The sequence below is a fragment of the Pectobacterium peruviense genome, assembly GCF_002847345.1.
Taxonomy (GTDB): Bacteria; Pseudomonadota; Gammaproteobacteria; order Enterobacterales; family Enterobacteriaceae; genus Pectobacterium; species Pectobacterium peruviense.
In genome coordinates this window covers 48,060-63,075 of record NZ_LXFV01000016.1, presented here as the reverse complement: position 1 = coordinate 63,075, position 15,016 = coordinate 48,060, and the positions used below count along the sequence as shown (strand labels likewise).

Annotated in this window: 16 protein-coding genes; 10 read left to right on the top strand and 6 right to left on the bottom strand. The window is 51.6% G+C overall.

Going from position 1 to position 15,016, the window contains the following annotated elements; genetic code table 11:
• The first annotated feature begins 7 nt into the window (after positions 1-7).
• On the top strand, positions 8-1,855 hold the full coding sequence (gene secD / locus A0G03_RS13635) for a protein translocase subunit SecD (protein WP_072062000.1): 1,848 nt from the start codon (positions 8-10) through the stop codon (positions 1,853-1,855).
• 9 nt (positions 1,856-1,864) lie between these two features.
• Positions 1,865-2,833, top strand: coding sequence for a protein translocase subunit SecF (secF, locus tag A0G03_RS13630; protein WP_048259115.1), 969 nt, complete (start codon positions 1,865-1,867; stop codon positions 2,831-2,833).
• Positions 2,834-2,901: 68 nt separating this feature from the next.
• Here the strand turns inward: secF and A0G03_RS13625 are convergent, their stop codons facing one another.
• Entirely contained in the window at positions 2,902-3,471 is a 570-nt protein-coding gene (locus A0G03_RS13625) for a SadB/YajI family lipoprotein (protein ID WP_048259116.1), read from the bottom strand.
• Between the two features lie 342 nt (positions 3,472-3,813).
• On the opposite strand from A0G03_RS13625, the gene nrdR reads away from it, so the two are divergent.
• The 6 genes from nrdR (at position 3,814) to pgpA (ending at position 8,025) form a co-directional block, all read left to right on the top strand.
• Positions 3,814-4,263, top strand: a complete 450-nt coding sequence (nrdR, locus tag A0G03_RS13615; RefSeq protein ID WP_011092719.1) for a transcriptional regulator NrdR — start codon at positions 3,814-3,816, stop codon at positions 4,261-4,263.
• A gap of 35 nt (positions 4,264-4,298) precedes the next feature.
• Positions 4,299-5,435 carry a bifunctional diaminohydroxyphosphoribosylaminopyrimidine deaminase/5-amino-6-(5-phosphoribosylamino)uracil reductase RibD gene (ribD, locus tag A0G03_RS13610; RefSeq protein ID WP_048259117.1) on the top strand — a complete coding sequence of 379 codons (1,137 nt, stop codon included), beginning with the start codon at positions 4,299-4,301 and terminating at the stop codon, positions 5,433-5,435.
• Positions 5,436-5,544: 109 nt separating this feature from the next.
• The gene (gene ribH, locus A0G03_RS13605) at positions 5,545-6,021 is read left to right on the top strand and encodes a 6,7-dimethyl-8-ribityllumazine synthase (RefSeq protein WP_048259118.1); all 477 of its coding nucleotides are present in this window, start codon (positions 5,545-5,547) and stop codon (positions 6,019-6,021) included.
• Between the two features lie 24 nt (positions 6,022-6,045).
• Entirely contained in the window at positions 6,046-6,465 is a 420-nt protein-coding gene (nusB, locus tag A0G03_RS13600; RefSeq protein WP_048259119.1) for a transcription antitermination factor NusB, read from the top strand.
• A 68-nt stretch (positions 6,466-6,533) separates the two neighbouring features.
• Positions 6,534-7,514, top strand: a complete 981-nt coding sequence (gene thiL, locus A0G03_RS13595; RefSeq protein WP_048259120.1) for a thiamine-phosphate kinase — start codon at positions 6,534-6,536, stop codon at positions 7,512-7,514.
• Entirely contained in the window at positions 7,489-8,025 is a 537-nt protein-coding gene (gene pgpA, locus A0G03_RS13590; RefSeq protein WP_048259121.1) for a phosphatidylglycerophosphatase A, read from the top strand. Before thiL ends, pgpA begins: the two co-directional genes overlap by 26 nt.
• A 51-nt stretch (positions 8,026-8,076) precedes the next feature.
• Here pgpA and dxs read toward each other — a convergent pair whose 3' ends face one another.
• Genes dxs through xseB form a run of 3 tightly spaced genes read right to left on the bottom strand, consistent with a single transcriptional unit; the run spans position 8,077 to position 11,117 of the window.
• Positions 8,077-9,942: a 1-deoxy-D-xylulose-5-phosphate synthase gene (gene dxs / locus A0G03_RS13585; protein WP_048259122.1), complete on the bottom strand. Its 1,866-nt coding sequence runs from the start codon at positions 9,940-9,942 to the stop codon at positions 8,077-8,079.
• A gap of 18 nt (positions 9,943-9,960) precedes the next feature.
• Complete coding sequence (gene ispA, locus A0G03_RS13580) at positions 9,961-10,872, bottom strand: (2E,6E)-farnesyl diphosphate synthase (RefSeq protein WP_048259123.1); 912 nt, start codon at positions 10,870-10,872, stop codon at positions 9,961-9,963.
• Positions 10,869-11,117 carry an exodeoxyribonuclease VII small subunit gene (gene xseB, locus A0G03_RS13575; RefSeq protein ID WP_011092727.1) on the bottom strand — a complete coding sequence of 83 codons (249 nt, stop codon included), beginning with the start codon at positions 11,115-11,117 and terminating at the stop codon, positions 10,869-10,871. The genes ispA and xseB overlap by 4 nt, the downstream gene beginning before the upstream one ends.
• Positions 11,118-11,370: 253 nt before the next feature.
• On the opposite strand from xseB, the gene thiI reads away from it, so the two are divergent.
• On the top strand, positions 11,371-12,819 hold the full coding sequence (thiI, locus tag A0G03_RS13565) for a tRNA uracil 4-sulfurtransferase ThiI (protein ID WP_048259125.1): 1,449 nt from the start codon (positions 11,371-11,373) through the stop codon (positions 12,817-12,819).
• Positions 12,820-12,854: 35 nt separating this feature from the next.
• On the opposite strand, the gene yajL is transcribed toward thiI, so the two are convergent.
• The gene (yajL, locus tag A0G03_RS13560) at positions 12,855-13,445 is read right to left on the bottom strand and encodes a protein deglycase YajL (RefSeq protein WP_048259126.1); all 591 of its coding nucleotides are present in this window, start codon (positions 13,443-13,445) and stop codon (positions 12,855-12,857) included.
• The gene (gene panE, locus A0G03_RS13555) at positions 13,408-14,316 is read right to left on the bottom strand and encodes a 2-dehydropantoate 2-reductase (protein WP_048259127.1); all 909 of its coding nucleotides are present in this window, start codon (positions 14,314-14,316) and stop codon (positions 13,408-13,410) included. Before panE ends, yajL begins: the two co-directional genes overlap by 38 nt.
• A gap of 188 nt (positions 14,317-14,504) precedes the next feature.
• Here panE and A0G03_RS13550 point away from each other — a divergent pair, with 188 nt between their 5' ends.
• On the top strand, positions 14,505-14,996 hold the full coding sequence (locus A0G03_RS13550; protein ID WP_011092731.1) for a YajQ family cyclic di-GMP-binding protein: 492 nt from the start codon (positions 14,505-14,507) through the stop codon (positions 14,994-14,996).
• Positions 14,997-15,016 lie beyond the last annotated feature (20 nt).

Below are 15,016 nucleotides of genomic sequence, written 5' to 3'. Positions count from 1 at the left end.
AACTGCCGTGTTAAATCGTTATCCTTTGTGGAAGTACCTGATGCTGGTCGTGGTGTTGTTTGTCGGCCTGCTCTACGCACTTCCTAACCTATATGGTGAGGATCCGGCGGTACAAGTTACTGGCGCGCGGGGAACCGCCGCCAGCGAAACGACGCTGATCCAAGTCCAGAATGTTCTAAAAGAACAAAATATTACCAGTAAGTCAGTTGCGTTGGAAAACGGTGCAATTCTGGCTCGCTTCTCTAACCCTGATATTCAGCTCCGCGCGCGTGAAGCGCTCGTTAATGAGCTGGGCGAAAAATTCGTCGTCGCGCTAAACCTTGCACCTGCCACGCCAACCTGGCTGCGGTTGTTAGGCGCTGAACCGATGAAATTGGGGCTTGACCTGCGCGGCGGCGTCCACTTCCTGATGGAAGTGGATATGGATACAGCGCTGGGTAAACTGCAAGAACAAACCATGGACTCTTTGCGCAGCGATCTGCGTGAAAAGAACATTCCTTATGCCGCTGTGCGCAAGATTGATAATTACGGCGTCGAAATTCGTTTCCGTGATGCTCAAACGCGTGATGATGGCCTCAATTATCTGACGTCTCGTCACCGCAATCTGGTTCTCAGCAGCAGCGGTAGCAACTTGCTACGCGCAGTGATGTCTGACGAGCGTCTGCGTGAAGCACGTGAATACGCAGTACAGCAGAACATCAATATCCTGCGTAACCGTGTGAACCAACTGGGCGTTGCCGAACCGCTGGTACAGCGTCAGGGTGCTGACCGCATCGTTGTTGAGTTACCGGGTATTCAGGATACGGCGCGCGCGAAAGAAATTCTTGGCGCAACTGCTACGCTGGAATTCCGTCTGGTCAACAGTAATGCTGATTCGACTGCAGCGGCGAACGGCCGTGTGCCGGGCGACTCTGAAGTGAAAAACATGCGTGACGGTTCACCCGTTGTGTTGTTCAAACGCGTGATTCTGACGGGCGACCATATTACCGATTCGACATCAAGTACGGATGAATACAATCAGCCTCAGGTGAATATTTCTCTGGACAGCGCTGGTGGCAACACCATGTCCAACTTCACCAAGGACAGTATCGGCAAGCTGATGGCAACGCTGTTTGTGGAATACAAAGACAGCGGCAAGAAAGATGCTACGGGTCGTTCGATACTGGAAAAACACGAAGAAGTCATCAACGTGGCGACGATTCAGTCGCGATTGGGTAACAGCTTCCGTATCACTGGTATTGATAACCCGAACGAAGCACGTCAGCTTTCTCTTCTGTTACGTGCGGGTGCGCTGATTGCTCCAATCCAGATCGTGGAAGAACGTACCATTGGTCCAACGCTGGGGATGCAAAACATCACTCAGGGCCTGGAAGCCTGCTTGTGGGGCTTGATCGCATCGATCCTCTTCATGGTCTTCTTCTACAAGAAGTTTGGTGTCATCGCAACGAGTGCACTGGTCGCTAACCTGGTATTGATTGTTGGCGTGATGTCGCTGCTACCAGGGGCTACGCTGACCATGCCGGGTATCGCGGGTATCGTGCTTACGCTGGCGGTCGCAGTGGATGCTAACGTACTCATCAACGAACGTATCAAGGAAGAACTCAGTAATGGCCGTTCTGTGCAGCAGGCTATTCATGAGGGCTACAAAGGTGCATTTAGCTCGATTGTTGATGCGAACGTCACCACTCTGATTAAGGTCATCATCCTGTACGCTGTGGGGACAGGCTCTATCAAAGGGTTTGCTATCACTACCGCTATTGGGATTGCGACCTCAATGTTTACGGCGATCGTCGGTACTCGTGCCATCGTTAACCTGCTTTACGGCGGTAAACGTATCAACAAACTGTCTATCTAGGAGTGCGTTGTGGCACAGGAATACAGCATTGAACAACTAAACCATGGGCGTAAAGTCTATGATTTCATGCGCTGGGACACATTGGCATTTGTGATTTCCGGTCTGCTGATCATTATCTCTATCGCGATCATGGGTGTACGTGGTTTCAACTGGGGGCTCGACTTTACCGGTGGTACAGTCATTGAGATTAACCTTGAGAAACCTATCGATCTCGATGTACTGCGTAGCTCATTGGAAACCTCTGGTTTTTCAGAGCCGCAGGTGCAGAATTTCGGTAGCAGCCGTGACGTGATGGTGCGTATGCCACCCGTTTCTGGCAGCGAAAACGAAGCGCTCGGTAACAAAGTGCTGACGGTGGTGAATGATACCTTCCAGCAGCATGCAACGGTAAAACGTATTGAGTTCGTCGGGCCGAGTGTGGGAAGCGATTTGGCACAGGCAGGCGCATTGGCGCTGTTGTCTGCGTTGATTGCCATTCTTATTTATATCGGTTTTCGCTTTGAATGGCGTCTGGCGCTGGGGGCCGTGCTGGCTTTGGCGCACGATGTAATTATTACGATGGGTCTACTATCTCTGTTTTATGTTGAGGTTGACCTAACGATAATTGCCTCGCTGATGTCGGTAATTGGTTATTCACTTAACGATAAGATCGTCGTGTCTGACCGTATTCGTGAGAACTTCCGCAAGATTCGTCGTGGAACGCCTTACGAAATTACCAACATTTCTCTGACGCAGACGCTGCACCGTACCATCATCACTTCAGCAACCACGCTGGCGATGATTTTGATTTTGATGGTCTTCGGTGGCGCGTTATTGCATGGCTTCTCACTGACGATGTTTATCGGTGTAATCATCGGTACGATCTCTTCTATCTACGTTTCTTCTGCTCTGGCGCTGAAACTGGGTATGACGCGTGAACACCTGCTGGTTCAAAAAGTGGAAAAAGAAGGGGCGGACCAACCGTCTATCCTGCCTTAATCTGCTGACCGTAAACATAAAAAACCCCGCGTTGCGGGGTTTTTTGCATTTTAGCGCAGGGACATGTGTTAGGGGGACTCGGTTGCGGCAACAGGTGGCGGACTTTGTATTTCCTGAACCTGATGCACTCGAACAAAACCAAGTTCTTCCGGCGACAGGCCGCTCAGACGTAATTCAATAAGTGCTTCGGATTTTGGTAACAGCGTGGGAGAGACAACAAAAGACTGTGTCTGTGTGTCGCCAGCTAAAGGTTTACCACTCACGGGGTCGAGTCGTCCCCAATCAAGCTGTGCGCCAAAGGCTGGCAGCCCTTTCGCATCAAGTGTGCGAATGTGCAGTAACGCACTTGTTCCATTCGCTTCTGTCTCGATATTGCGTAGCGATACGCTGAGTCTGCCAATACTGCTTTCCAGCATGGTGCTGGTTTGTGCTGCGGGCAGTAAATAAACGCCAGAGGTGGATTGGGAGTTCAACGCATTTTGTCGTTCTAACGCGGTGGCCTGATCGGTCAGCGTTTGTAATTGCTGATTTAACTGACCTATCTGATTCTGCAATTTTGGCATCTGGCGCTGTTCGGCGCACCCTGCAAGCAAAAGTAGTGCTGGCAGGAAGGTCAGTACGCGATATCGGGTTCTCATATCTGTGGTTCCCCTTTCGATGTTTTATACCCGTCATACTTCAAGCCGCATGTGCGTTGGCTTCGTTCAGTCACCCGAATCACTTACTCAAGTAAGCTCATCGGGATTCCCTCGCTTGCCGCCTTCCTGCAACTCGAATTATTTAGGGTATATTCATTGATCCGTTAATCCCTGTTGCTGAGTTTAGCTGTGATTAAGCCTGAGTCATAGGAGAGGCGGCTTTTTTCATCCCGCTATCAGAAGAGATGCGAAACCCTTCGCAACGTGGATCAGGAGTTTTGGTTAGTCCGTTAATTCAGGGTAAACTGTCTCTACGTTAAGGATTACTGGTCAGGACACATCATGCATTGCCCGTTTTGTTCCGCTGTTGATACCAAAGTCATTGATTCCCGTCTGGTCGGCGAAGGTTCGCAAGTCCGTCGTCGTCGGCAGTGTCTGGTTTGTCATGAACGTTTCACCACGTTTGAAGTGGCTGAACTGGTACTGCCGCGAGTCATCAAAAGCAATGAAGTGCGCGAGCCTTTTAATGAAGATAAATTGCGCAGCGGCATGCTAAAGGCGCTGGAAAAAAGGCCTGTGAGTTCTGATGACGTCGAAATGGCGATTAATCACATTAAATCTCATCTTCGTGCTACCGGAGAACGAGAGGTGACCACCAAGATGGTGGGGAATTTGGTGATGGAAGCATTGAGAAAGCTGGATAAAGTCGCTTATATCCGGTTTGCATCGGTGTATCGCAGCTTTGAAGATATCCGTGAATTTGGCGAAGAGATTGCGCGTTTGCAGGATTAAATCGTGTCGATTCGACAGAGATAAGAGGTTCGGGAATGAGTGCTTTTCAGGAAAACGGCCAGTCGCCGCAGGATGAATTATACATGGCGCGAGCGTTAGAACTGGCGCGCCGTGGCCGTTTTACGACAGCACCCAACCCTAATGTTGGCTGCGTGATCGTGCGTGATGGCGAAATTGTCGGCGAAGGCTACCATTTCCGTGCTGGTGAACCTCACGCAGAGGTACATGCGCTGAGAATGGCGGGGGAACGTGCGCATGGCGCCACGGCCTATGTCACGCTGGAACCGTGCAGCCACCATGGCCGAACGCCGCCTTGCGCCGATGCGCTGATTACTGCTGGCGTTTCCCGTGTGGTTGCTGCAATGCAGGATCCAAACCCGCAGGTTGCGGGTCGTGGTTTACATCGCTTACAGCAGGCGGGGATTGCCGTTAGTCATGGCTTGATGATGGCTGAAGCCGAGAAAGTTAATGTAGGTTTCCTGAAACGCATGCGGACGGGTTTTCCTTACGTACAACTCAAAATGGCGGCATCTTTGGATGGGCGCACTGCGATGGCATCGGGAGAAAGCCAGTGGATTACTTCACCGCAGGCGCGGCAGGATGTACAGCGTTTTCGCGCTGAGAGTGCGGCGATTCTAAGCAGCAGTGCGACAGTCTTGGCCGACGATCCTTCTCTCACTGTACGGTGGTCAGAGCTGGATGCTGATGTCCAGAAGCGCTATTCCGAAGCCGATCTCAGACAGCCTGTTCGGGTCATTGTGGACGGCCAACAGCGGGTTACACCACAGCATCGGATTGTTAGCCAACCGGGTGAGACCTGGCTAGCGCGGGTGCAGGCTGATGAGCAGGCATGGCCACTGGGCGTTGAACAAGTCATGCTACCGCAGCACAATGGTGGGGTTGATCTGGTGGCGCTGATGATGGTGCTGGGAAGACGTCAGATTAACTCTGTCTGGGTTGAAGCGGGTGCCAGTCTGGCAGGGGCGCTGCTTAATGCTGGTGTCGTTGATGAGCTTATCGTTTATCTTGCCCCCAAACTATTGGGTGAAAATGCCCGTTCGCTGTGCCTCTTGCCTGGGCTGAATCAGCTGTCTCAGGCACCGGAATTTGACATCGCAGAGGTGCGCCAGGTTGGCCCAGATTTACGATTACGCCTGAGACCCAAATTCTGATGTGCATGTAAATACGCGGTGCGTGTTCGACAAAACCGAATACGTGCCAGCAAAAATTATGATAGAATCCGCCCCCCTACGGGGCATAAAGACCAGATAAAGGAAAGCTATGAACGTTATCGAAGGTGTTGTTGCTACTCCTGATGCTCGTGTGGCGATTGCGATTGCGCGTTTTAACCATTTTATTAACGACAGCCTGCTGCAAGGTGCGATTGATGCCTTGAAACGCATCGGTCAGGTTAAAGACGAAAACATCACCGTTGTCTGGGTGCCGGGTGCTTACGAACTGCCATTGACGGTTCGTGCGCTGACTAAAAGTGCGAAAAATGGCGGTTATGATGCTGTTATTGCTCTGGGAACGGTCATCCGTGGTGGAACAGCGCATTTTGAATTTGTTGCTGGCGAATGTAGCTCTGGCCTGTCCTCCGTTGCGATGGACAGCGAAATCCCTGTTTCTTTCGGCGTTCTGACGACGGAAAGTATTGAACAGGCGATTGAGCGTGCTGGCACGAAAGCGGGGAACAAAGGTGCAGAAGCTGCCTTGACCGCGCTAGAAATGATTAATGTATTGAAAGCGATTAAGTAAGCCTGATTAAGTAAGGGGAATTCCGTGAAACCTGCTGCTCGTCGCCGCGCTCGTGAATGTGCGGTTCAAGCGCTTTACTCCTGGCAATTATCTAAAAATGATATTGCCGATGTTGAACACCAATTCCTGAGCGAGCAGGATGTCAAAGATGTCGACATTACCTATTTCCGTGAATTGCTGGCGGGCGTTGCCACTCAAGCTGAGAAGCTTGATCAACTGATGGCACCTTTCCTGTCTCGCCAGATTAACGAATTGGGACAGGTTGAAAAAGCGATTCTGCGTTTGGCGATGTTTGAGCTGAGCAAGCGCGAAGACGTTCCTTACAAGGTGGCGATTAACGAGGCCATCGAACTGGCTAAAATCTTCGGCGCTGAAGATAGCCATAAGTTTGTGAATGGCGTGCTCGACAAAGCTGCTCCGAGTGTACGGAAAGGCAAGAAGTAAAATGAATCGAATCAGGGCCGGATATCCGGCCCTGATCGCTTTTGAATGATAGGCTGGCTGGAAAGGTTATGGTTGAAGGTGAGTTTGACCTTATTGCCCGCTATTTTAATCGGGTTCGAAGTTCACGTCGCGATGTTGAATTAGGCATCGGTGATGACTGTGCGTTACTGACGGTGGCAGATAAGCAGATGCTGGCGGTGAGTACCGACACGCTGGTATCTGGTGTTCATTTCCTACCTGATATCGATCCCGCCGATCTGGGTTACAAATCTCTGGCAGTGAATTTAAGCGATCTGGCTGCAATGGGCGCCGATCCTGCCTGGCTTTCTCTCGCTATTACCCTACCTCAAAGCAACAGCCAATGGCTGTCCGCGTACAGTGACAGCTTATTTGAACTGCTTGATTACTATGGCATGCAGTTGGTGGGCGGTGATACGACGCGCGGTCCGCTTAGCCTTACGCTGACTATCCACGGTCTGGTGCCTGTTGGCCGAGCGTTAACGCGCCGTGGGGCCAGAATTGGCGATTGGATTTATGTTACTGGATCATTAGGTGATAGCGCTGCTGGCCTGGCTATCCTCCAGAATCGACTTCACGTTGATGATGATGGAGCGCGGCAAGGGCTGCTTCAGCGTCATCTTCGTCCTCAGCCCAGAATCCTGCAAGGGCAGGCGCTGCGCGATCTCGCCAGCTCGGCTATCGATCTTTCCGACGGCCTCATTTCTGATCTACAGCATATACTTAAAGCCAGCGAATGCGGTGCGCGTATTCATCTGGATGCGATCCCACAATCTGATTGGTTGCGAAGCTGTACTGACGAAGAACAGGCTTTGCGCTGGGCGTTATCTGGTGGTGAAGACTATGAGCTGTGCTTTACCGTGCCGGAAATTAACCGTGGTGCGCTGGAGCTTGCCTTGGGGCATCTCGGTGCCACCTATACCTGTATCGGGCAAATCGGGCCTTCATCTGAAGGATTACGTTTTTTCAGGGATAATAAAGCGACCGAGCTGAACTGGAAGGGGTATGACCATTTTAGCGAGCAAAACTGATTCCGAGAATAAGACGAAAGGCGCTGAAGTGGCAAAACGTCGCTTACGGCTGAGTAATCCGTGGCATTTGTTGGCGACGGGGTTTGGTAGCGGTTTATCGCCTTGGATGCCGGGTACGGTAGGATCGCTGGCAGCGATTCCACTGTGGTATCTCATGTCTTTCCTGCCGCTTGAATTGTATTCGCTGTTGGTGATGCTGAGTATTTGTATCGGTGTTTACCTGTGTCATCAAACGGCAAAAGATATGGGTGTTCACGATCACGGCAGCATCGTCTGGGACGAATTTGTCGGTATGTGGATTACCCTGATGGCGATCCCGGTGGATAGCTGGCAATGGGTAGCGGCGGGATTTTTCGTCTTTCGCTGTCTGGATATTTGGAAGCCTTGGCCGATTCGCTGGTTTGATCGCAACGTGCATGGCGGTATGGGGATCATGATCGATGATATCGTCGCAGGGGTGATCTCTGCGGGAATTATCTATTTTATAGGCCATCATTGGCCGATATTCTGACGTTACGGCACTATTGAACCGGGGCCATGTGCCCCGGTTTGCGTTAATCGCTTATTCCATCCACTGCGTGATTCTGCGCTCAATGCCTGCGGCATCCAGACCCAGATCGACGCGAATTTCTTCCTGCGAACCTTGTGGGATAAATACGTCTGGTAGCCCAATGTTTAGTACCGAGACAGCAAGGCGTTTCGCCATCAAGAATTCATTCACACCGCTCCCCGCACCGCCCATAACCGCATTCTCTTCCAGCGTCACAAACGTGCTATGAGACTGAGCCAGCTCTTCAAGTAATGCTTCATCCAGCGGTTTCACAAAACGCATGTCGACGAGTGTGGCGTTTAATTTCTCTGCCGCAGCCTGAGCTTCTGGCAAGAGTGTACCGAAATTCAGAATCGCGATCGTTTCTCCCTGACGGCGCACCACACCCTTGCCGATTGGCAGCTCTGATAGTGGTGTCAGCTCAGTACCCGTACCGTTTCCACGTGGATAGCGCACTGCCGTAGGGCCTTTCTGGTAGTGATAGCCTGTGTGCAACATCTGACGGCACTCATTTTCATCGCTAGGCGTCATGATGATCATATTCGGGATACAGCGTAAGAAAGAGAGATCGAATGCACCCTGATGCGTTTGTCCATCTGCACCAACAATACCGCCGCGATCGATAGCAAACAGAACCGGTAGATTCTGGATTGCGACATCGTGGATGACCTGGTCGTAGGCGCGTTGCAGGAAAGTAGAGTAAATAGCGACGACCGGATGATAGCCACCGACAGCCAGACCTGCAGCAAATGTGACGGCGTGTTGTTCGGCAATCGCCACGTCAAAATATTGCTGCGGATAGTCGCGGGAAAATTGCACCATGCCGGATCCTTCGCGCATCGCCGGCGTGACCGCCATGAGCTTGCTGTCTTTGGCTGCAGTTTCCTGTAGCCATTGACCGAAGATTTTGGAATAGGTGGGTTGTGCGCCTTCTTTGCTTTTTGGCAACGTACCGCTGGCTGGATCGAATTTTGGTACCGCGTGCCAACTGATCGGATCCTGCTCGGCGGGGGCGTAACCCTTGCCTTTCTTCGTCATGATGTGCAGAAGCTGTGGGCCTTTCAGATTGCGCATGTTTTTCAGCGTATGCGTCAATGCCTGAACGTCATGGCCGTCAACTGGGCCAATATAATTAAAGCCCAGCTCTTCAAATAGCGTACCTGGCACAACCATGCCTTTAAGGTGCTCTTCGGTGCGTTTCACCAGTTCTTTGATGGGTGGCAGGCCGGATAAGACCTTTTTACCGCCTTCACGCAGGCTGGCGTATAGCTTGCCGGATAACAGCTGTGCGAGATGGTTGTTCAATGCGCCGACGTTTTCCGAAATCGACATTTCATTGTCGTTCAGCACAACCAGTAGATCGGATTTAATGTCGCCCGCGTGGTTCATTGCCTCAAAGGCCATGCCTGCGGTAATTGCGCCGTCACCGATTACACAAACGGTACGGCGACCTTTGCCTTCACGCTCGGCGGCAACGGCCATACCCAGTCCAGCACTGATTGAGGTGGATGAATGTCCGACGCTTAATACGTCATATTCACTTTCATCGCGCCACGGAAAGGGGTGCAAACCGCCTTTTTGGCGGATCGTTGAAATACGATCGCGACGACCTGTGAGGATCTTGTGTGGGTAAGCCTGATGGCCGACATCCCATACCAAATGATCAAAAGGCGTGTTATAGACGTAGTGCAGCGCAACCGTTAACTCAACCGTCCCTAACCCTGAAGCAAAATGTCCGCTTGAACGACTGACGCTGTCCAGCAGATATTGGCGCAGCTCATCGCACAGCTTTGGCAGGCTCTCTTTCGGTAGCAACCGAAGTTCATCCGGTGTTTCCACTAACGCCAATGTAGGGTACTTCGCGGTATCAAAACTCATTAGAGACTCATTAAGTAATTACTTATCGCGTTCAACGATGAAATTCGCCAGCGCTTGTAGTGGCGCAATATTCAGGGGGATCGGGCTGGATGCGACAAGATCGTCCAACGATGCCAGTGATTCCTGATAGAGCTCCTGTGCTTTTTTTCGTGCGTTATCTAACCCCAGTAAACTGGGGTAGGTGCTTTTACCTAACTGCTGGTCTGCACCCTGACGTTTGCCTGTTGTCGCGCTGTCGCCAACAACATCGAGAATATCGTCCTGAACCTGAAAGGCGAGCCCAATCGCGTTGGCGTAGCGATCCAGATGGGGCAATGCTGCGCGGCCAGTATCACCCGCGGCTAGCGCACCCATCCGAACGGCGACGCGGATCAAGGCGCCTGTTTTGTGGCGATGAATCCGCTCTAATGCAGTCAGATCGACCTGATGGCCTTCTGCTTCCAGATCGAAAGCCTGACCGCCGCACATGCCAGCTACGCCACTTGCCTGCGCGAGTTCTGAAATCATCGCCAGCCGATCGCGGTCAGAGACCTGCGGCATTGGCGCATCGGCCAGAATGGAGAAGGCCAACGTCTGCAAAGCATCGCCCGCCAGAATGGCAGTGGCTTCGCCAAATTTGATGTGGCAGGTCGGCTGTCCGCGGCGCAAATCGTCGTCGTCCATCGCCGGTAAATCGTCATGAATCAATGAATAAGCATGGATACACTCTACTGCCGAAGCTGGAGCATCCAGACTTTCTTGCGGCATGCCAAACAGTTCACCAGTAGTATAAACCAGAAACGGACGCAGGCGTTTGCCCCCTAAGAGTGAGCCATACTCCATCGCATTGACCAGTGGACTACTCTGAAAGGGGAGGTTGGCGATGAAATGCCCCAACATACGGTTAGTGCGTTGATAATGCGCATTCAGTTGCGCGCTGAAATCGGTCATAGCGTGTCATTATCCGGCGTAAACGGTGACAGCGGCGCATCGGGATCGTCGCTCAGCAGAATTTGTACGCGCTGTTCGGCCTGTTGCAGCTTTTGCTGCCCTTGACGAGCGAGCTGGATGCCATGCTCAAACTCATTTAGCGCATCGTCCAGCGGCAGTTCACCTGATTCGAGGCGGGTAACGATTTTTTCCAGTTCGTTCAGTGAGCTTTCAAAGCTGACTGGCTGCTCGGTCTTCTTAGGCATAGTGGTTTCGGAATCCTGGTGTTATACGCCGTTGGCTTGTGGCGGCAAAGCGTGGTGTTGCGTTTGGTCATCCGTGGATGGCGCGACGATTATACGGTTAAAACGCACAGTATATCTGCATATAATGATATACTCCGCGCCTTGGATGCTATTGGTAAAATCATCTCTGTTCTGGCTGATTTTACCGATAACGTGATTTTAGTGCCCAGGGTAAATTTATTTACACCTTTCTGATCAAGTAACGACAGCCACCATGAAGTTTATCATTAAATTGTTCCCGGAAATCACCATCAAGAGCCAATCTGTTCGGTTGCGCTTTATCAAGATTCTAACCGGAAACATTCGCAACGTATTAAAACACTATGATGAAACGCTGGCGGTTGTCCGTCACTGGGATCATATCGAAGTTCGGGCTAAAGACGAAAATCAGCGTGAAGCGATTCGTGATGCACTGACGAGAATTCCGGGTATTCACCATATTCTGGAAGTTGAAGACCACGCCTATACCGACGTGCACAACATCTTTGAACAGGCGTTGGTGCTGTATCGTGAACGGTTGGAAGGCAAGACGTTTTGTGTGCGGGTAAAACGCCGCGGTAAGCATGAGTTTAGCTCACAGGACGTGGAGCGCTATGTTGGCGGCGGTTTGAACCAGCATATTGAGACTGCGCGAGTCAACCTCACTGCGCCGCAGGTCACTGTGCATCTGGAAATCGAACAGGATCGTCTGCTGCTGATTAAAGGTCGCAATGAGGGGATCGGCGGCTATCCGATTGGCACGCAGGAAGATGTGTTATCACTGATTTCCGGTGGTTTCGACTCCGGTGTATCCAGCTATATGTTGATGCGTCGCGGATGCCGCGTGCATTACTGCTTCTTCAACCTTGGCGGCGCAGCACACGAGATTGGTGTGAAACAGGTGGCACATTATCTGTGGAACCGTTTTGGAAGTTCACACCGTGTTCGTTTTGTTGCTATCGATTTCGATCCCGTTGTCGGTGAAATTCTGGAGAAGGTCGATGACGGCCAGATGGGCGTCGTGCTGAAACGTATGATGGTGCGTGCTGCCTCCAAAATTGCCGAGCGTTACGGTGTTCAGGCGTTGGTGACCGGTGAAGCGTTAGGGCAGGTTTCCAGCCAGACGCTGACTAACCTGCGTTTAATCGACAATGCCTCCGATACCCTGATTCTGCGCCCGCTGATTTCTCATGATAAAGAACACATTATCAAACAGGCTCGCGAACTGGGCACGGAAGATTTCGCTAAAACGATGCCGGAATACTGCGGTGTGATCTCCAAAAGCCCGACGGTGAAGGCAGTGAAAGCGAAGATTGAGGCCGAAGAGGGCCACTTTGATTTCTCTATCCTGGATCGTGTGGTGAGCGAAGCGCGCAATATTGATATTCGTGAGATCGCCGAGCAGACCAAGCAAGAAGTGGTTGAAGTCGAAACGGTTGCATCATTTGCGCCAACCGACGTACTGCTGGATATCCGTTCTCCAGATGAACAGGATGATAAGCCGCTTGAATTGGCTCAGATCGAAATCAAATCCTTACCGTTCTACAAGCTGGGTACGCAGTTTGGCGATTTGGATCAGAGCAAAACCTACCTGCTTTACTGCGAGCGTGGCGTGATGAGTCGCTTGCAGGCGCTTTACCTGCGTGAGCAAGGTTTTAGCAATGTGAAGGTATACCGTCCGTAATAGAATAAGGCGCGTACGCGCCTTTTTCATCTACGCTAATCGCGATAGTTATAAATCCCCGGCGGCAGGATGATCTGCGCGGCGACCTCGGCGGCTTTTTCTTTCCCCAGCAGCAAATCAATGATCTTCAGAGCGAAATCCATACTGGTGCCAGGCCCTTGTGTGGTTAGCAAATTCACGCGTGGATCGTAGACGACGCGTTTTTCCATCCATTTCTCTGGCGCGATGCTCTCTTTGAATGTGGGATAGCCCGTCATGTTTCCCACGGGGAACAACTGATGATATTCAAGCACCAGAGCAGGCGTGGCGCACATCGCGGCGACAATTTTTCCTTCCAGATGCGTCTGTCGAATGCACTCCACCAGAATTGGGCTATCGCGGAAGCACTCCGCGCCTTTTAGCCCACCCGGTAACACCAGGACATCGAAAGGCCGATCGGCGACCATAGCCAGTGGCGCATCGGCCAATAGCCTGACTCCGCGTGAGCAGACGATTTCAAGATTGCCATCGCTGGCTACGCTAGCGAGTGTTACCGTTATACCCGCGCGGACAAGCAAATCTATGGTGGTGACGGCTTCAATTTCTTCACTACCAGGTGCCAGACACACCAGCGCCGATGCGGTCATAATCATTTTCCTTTTGCTTAATATAGTCAAACAGGCGGGCATTTTCGGGGAGTATTAAGCCGTGGAGACGCGCACGGCGCAGTAAATACCCAGTGATGTAGTCAATTTCGGTATGCCGCTGAGCGATGATGTCCTGCAACATTGATGAGGTGTTTGCCGCGGTGTTCTGAATAATTTGATTAACGTAGATAAGCAGGCTATCTCGCGATGTATGGAAGCCTTCCCGTTCCATGACATTGACCACTTCCTGACAAAGTGAGGCAATAAGCTCCGGATACGCAGAAAGCTCGCCATTGGTGCAGTGATATTTCACCGTTAGCGGATTGATGACGCAGTTAGCTGCCAGCTTCAGCCAGCAAGTGGCGCTAATGTTGGTATGCCAGGCGACATCCGGCAAGGCCTGATGCAGCATTTCAGCTAAATGACTTTGACTGCTGTCGCCGTTAAACGTACCGATATGCGTCGTGCCTGCGGCAATGTGTACAACGTTGGTTGCGTCGCGCCGTGCTGCATGAGTGGTGATACCGAGCACCAGCGGCTGCTGTAGTGACGGCAACTCTTCCCGCGTACCCATCCCGTTATGTAACAGCAGAATCGTGCAATGTGGGTTAAGCTGGGGCAACAGTACGGTAACGGCATCGGAAACTTGCCAGGCTTTTAGCGTGACCAGCAGCAGTTCGCTCTGGGCAAGATGATCGGGATCGTTAGCTGTCAGGTTGAGATTGCAGTGCTGGCCGTCCAACATGGTGACATTGACCGAACAATACGGTTGCGGAATGCGCAGCCATCCTTGGACATCATGCCCTTGCTGATGTAACGCGGCGAGCCAAAGTTGGCCCAGCGCGCCACAGCCAAGAACGGTGATTTTCATGTGCGTCTCCCTTGTTTGATGCGGGCGCTGTCGATCGCTCATCTTAGGCTATCATTCACATCGTGATGTTGTGCTATTCGGCCTGTTTACCTGATGCAGAGTAAAAATCGGGATCGTGTCTGGCATCTTGCTTATCGCAGAAGAGCGGTTATTATGCTCGCCAGCCAAATTTGTCAGGAGAGCGAATTATGCCATCTTTCGATATTGTTTCGGAAATTGATATGCAGGAAGTCCGTAACGCGGTGGAAAATGCGACACGCGATCTGAGCACCCGATGGGATTTTCGTAATGTTCCGGCCAGCTTTGAACTGAATGAGAAATCACAGAGTATCAAAGTGGCCAGCGAATCTGATTTTCAGGTACAACAGCTGGTTGATATTCTGCGTGAAAAGCTGGTTAAGCGAGGTATTGAAGGCGGTGCGCTGGAAATCCCTGAAGAGATGGAACACAGCGGTAAAACGTACAGTGTGGAAGCGAAGCTGAAGCAAGGTATTGAAACTACGCTGGCGAAGCAACTCATCAAGCTGATTAAAGACAGCAAGCTGAAAGTGCAGGCGCAGATTCAGGGTGAACAGGTACGCGTCACCGGTAAAGCACGTGACGATTTACAGGGTGTGATGGCGTTGATTCGTGGTGGCAATCTGGGACAGCCGTTCCAATTTACCAACTTCCGTGATTGATGTTTTTAGCCATCTGCCGA

What these genes read in the sequence shown, in the direction of transcription:
- pgpA (WP_048259121.1), top strand. Translation starts at nt 7,489, where the DNA reads ATGACCATTTTAGCGAGCAAAACTGATTCCGAGAATAAGACGAAAGGC.
- A0G03_RS13625 (WP_048259116.1), bottom strand. Translation starts at nt 3,471, where the DNA reads ATGAGAACCCGATATCGCGTACTGACCTTCCTGCCAGCACTACTTTTG.
- A0G03_RS13550 (WP_011092731.1), top strand. Translation starts at nt 14,505, where the DNA reads ATGCCATCTTTCGATATTGTTTCGGAAATTGATATGCAGGAAGTCCGT.
- yajL (WP_048259126.1), bottom strand. Translation starts at nt 13,445, where the DNA reads ATGACCGCATCGGCGCTGGTGTGTCTGGCACCTGGTAGTGAAGAAATT.
- dxs (WP_048259122.1), bottom strand. Translation starts at nt 9,942, where the DNA reads ATGAGTTTTGATACCGCGAAGTACCCTACATTGGCGTTAGTGGAAACA.
- thiI (WP_048259125.1), top strand. Translation starts at nt 11,371, where the DNA reads ATGAAGTTTATCATTAAATTGTTCCCGGAAATCACCATCAAGAGCCAA.
- ribH (WP_048259118.1), top strand. Translation starts at nt 5,545, where the DNA reads ATGAACGTTATCGAAGGTGTTGTTGCTACTCCTGATGCTCGTGTGGCG.
- ribD (WP_048259117.1), top strand. Translation starts at nt 4,299, where the DNA reads ATGAGTGCTTTTCAGGAAAACGGCCAGTCGCCGCAGGATGAATTATAC.
- xseB (WP_011092727.1), bottom strand. Translation starts at nt 11,117, where the DNA reads ATGCCTAAGAAGACCGAGCAGCCAGTCAGCTTTGAAAGCTCACTGAAC.
- thiL (WP_048259120.1), top strand. Translation starts at nt 6,534, where the DNA reads ATGGTTGAAGGTGAGTTTGACCTTATTGCCCGCTATTTTAATCGGGTT.
- panE (WP_048259127.1), bottom strand. Translation starts at nt 14,316, where the DNA reads ATGAAAATCACCGTTCTTGGCTGTGGCGCGCTGGGCCAACTTTGGCTC.
- ispA (WP_048259123.1), bottom strand. Translation starts at nt 10,872, where the DNA reads ATGACCGATTTCAGCGCGCAACTGAATGCGCATTATCAACGCACTAAC.
- nrdR (WP_011092719.1), top strand. Translation starts at nt 3,814, where the DNA reads ATGCATTGCCCGTTTTGTTCCGCTGTTGATACCAAAGTCATTGATTCC.